Source organism: Stenotrophomonas sp. STEN018, assembly GCF_056760235.1.
The window spans coordinates 1-2663 of the sequence record NZ_JBRREK010000122.1; the positions used below are offsets into that span (position 1 = coordinate 1).

Below are 2663 nucleotides of genomic sequence, written 5' to 3' on the forward strand. Positions count from 1 at the left end.
GCCCCGCCCTACTCGTCTTCACTGGAATGGCCCTTTTAAATACAGGGCTATCACCTTCTATGGCCGGCTTTTCCAAACCGTTTTTCTAGAACCATACCAGCTTAAGGGCTGTTCCCCGTTCGCTCGTCGCTACTCAGGGAATCTCGGTTGATTTCTTTTCCTCTGGTTACTTAGATATTTCAGTTCACCAGGTTCGCTTCCAGCAGCTATGTATTCACTGCAGGATACCGCCGGAGCGGTGGGTTTCCCCATTCGGACATTACCGGATCAAAGCTTGTTGCCAGCTCCCCGATACTTTTCGCAGGCTGCCACGTCCTTCATCGCCTCTGACCGCCAAGGCATCCACCGTGTGCGCTTATTCGCTTGACCATATAACCGCAAGTTGCCTTGGGTTATACATTTGATCCAGGGGTACAAAGCCCGGATACGAATATAACGACTCAATTAATAAGAAGACATTTAAGTCTTCCGCCTTAGCCTCACGACACGTCAAGATAGATAATCTCAAACGCTCGCTACGTCACAAGTTTTAAAAGAACAGATACCAGCCACAGTGCTGATGTCTATAAATTCTTAGTATGCGGTACATTCAGAGTGGTGGGTCTGGGTAGACTCGAACTACCGACCTCACCCTTATCAGGGGTGCGCTCTAACCACCTGAGCTACAGACCCAATGTTCTGTCATAACTCAGCAGCGCCTTGTCACCGTTCGCATTGCTGCGATCACATGAGAAGGTTCTGATAATGGTGGAGCCTGTCGGGATCGAACCGACGACCCCCTGCTTGCAAAGCAGGTGCTCTCCCAGCTGAGCTAAGGCCCCGAATTGGGACTTTCCACACCAGCCTGTGCCGGTGTAGATCTCTGAATGCAGGTTTCTTGTGGGGACGCCTGACAGGCGATGCTGTCTTGCTCAAAAGGAGGTGATCCAGCCGCACCTTCCGATACGGCTACCTTGTTACGACTTCACCCCAGTCATCGGCCACACCGTGGCAAGCGCCCTCCCGAAGGTTAAGCTACCTGCTTCTGGTGCAACAAACTCCCATGGTGTGACGGGCGGTGTGTACAAGGCCCGGGAACGTATTCACCGCAGCAATGCTGATCTGCGATTACTAGCGATTCCGACTTCATGGAGTCGAGTTGCAGACTCCAATCCGGACTGAGATAGGGTTTCTGGGATTGGCTTACCGTCGCCGGCTTGCAGCCCTCTGTCCCCACCATTGTAGTACGTGTGTAGCCCTGGCCGTAAGGGCCATGATGACTTGACGTCATCCCCACCTTCCTCCGGTTTGTCACCGGCGGTCTCCTTAGAGTTCCCACCATTACGTGCTGGCAACTAAGGACAAGGGTTGCGCTCGTTGCGGGACTTAACCCAACATCTCACGACACGAGCTGACGACAGCCATGCAGCACCTGTGTTCGCGTTCCCGAAGGCACCAATCCATCTCTGGAAAGTTCGCGACATGTCAAGGCCAGGTAAGGTTCTTCGCGTTGCATCGAATTAAACCACATACTCCACCGCTTGTGCGGGCCCCCGTCAATTCCTTTGAGTTTCAGTCTTGCGACCGTACTCCCCAGGCGGCGAACTTAACGCGTTAGCTTCGATACTGCGTGCCAAATTGCACCCAACATCCAGTTCGCATCGTTTAGGGCGTGGACTACCAGGGTATCTAATCCTGTTTGCTCCCCACGCTTTCGTGCCTCAGTGTCAGTGTTGGCCCAGACAGTCGCCTTCGCCACGGATGTTCCTCCTGATCTCTACGCATTTCACTGCTACACCAGGAATTCCACTATCCTCTGCCACACTCTAGTCGCCCAGTTTCCATCGCAATTCCCAGGTTGAGCCCAGGGCTTTCACGACAGACTTAAACAACCACCTACGCACGCTTTACGCCCAGTAATTCCGAGTAACGCTTGCACCCTTCGTATTACCGCGGCTGCTGGCACGAAGTTAGCCGGTGCTTATTCTTTGGGTACCGTCAGAACAACCAGGTATTAACCGGCTGCTTTTCTTTCCCAACAAAAGGGCTTTACAACCCGAAGGCCTTCTTCACCCACGCGGTATGGCTGGATCAGGCTTGCGCCCATTGTCCAATATTCCCCACTGCTGCCTCCCGTAGGAGTCTGGACCGTGTCTCAGTTCCAGTGTGGCTGATCATCCTCTCAGACCAGCTACCGATCGTCGCCTTGGTGGGCTCTTACCCCGCCAACTAGCTAATCGGGCATCGGCTCATTCATTCGCGCCAGGCCCGAAGGTCCCCGGCTTTCACCCGTAGGTCGTATGCGGTATTAGCGTAAGTTTCCCTACGTTATCCCCCACGAAAGAGTAGATTCCGATGCATTCCTCACCCGTCCGCCACTCGCCACCCATAAGAGCAAGCTCTTACTGTGCTGCCGTTCGACTTGCATGTGTTAGGCCTACCGCCAGCGTTCACTCTGAGCCAGGATCAAACTCTTCACTTAAAACTACATGTCCGAAGACAATAACTTTAGCTGCAGAAGTTCAACCACTGGCAACGTTTCGCTTGCATTAAAACAATTGAATCATTGCTTGATTAAACGTCTGCAAGATGGACAGTCATCCATTCCTGCAGGCGTCCTCACAAGATACCTGCGCATACTGTCAAAGAACTTCGAATCAGGCCTCAGCGCCTTCTTCGTAGGC

1 protein-coding gene, 2 tRNA genes and 2 rRNA genes are annotated in these 2663 nt (G+C 53.0%); 1 reads left to right on the forward strand and 4 read right to left on the reverse strand.

Annotated features, from left to right (window positions below; genetic code table 11):
• The 4 genes from ACVOMB_RS20890 to ACVOMB_RS20905 all read right to left on the reverse strand — a co-directional run.
• A 23S ribosomal RNA gene (locus tag ACVOMB_RS20890) occupies nt 1-369 on the reverse strand; the annotation flags it as partial.
• Nucleotides 370-595: 226 nt separating this feature from the next.
• Nucleotides 596-672, reverse strand: a tRNA-Ile gene (locus tag ACVOMB_RS20895).
• Between the two features lie 73 nt (nt 673-745).
• Nucleotides 746-821 (reverse strand) — tRNA-Ala (locus ACVOMB_RS20900).
• Between the two features lie 93 nt (nt 822-914).
• A 16S ribosomal RNA gene (locus ACVOMB_RS20905) occupies nt 915-2461 on the reverse strand.
• A gap of 7 nt (nt 2462-2468) precedes the next feature.
• Between ACVOMB_RS20905 and ACVOMB_RS20910 the strand changes: the two genes are divergently transcribed.
• The coding region (locus ACVOMB_RS20910) for a hypothetical protein (protein WP_481532912.1) at nt 2469-2663 on the forward strand (195 nt) is incomplete at its 3' end.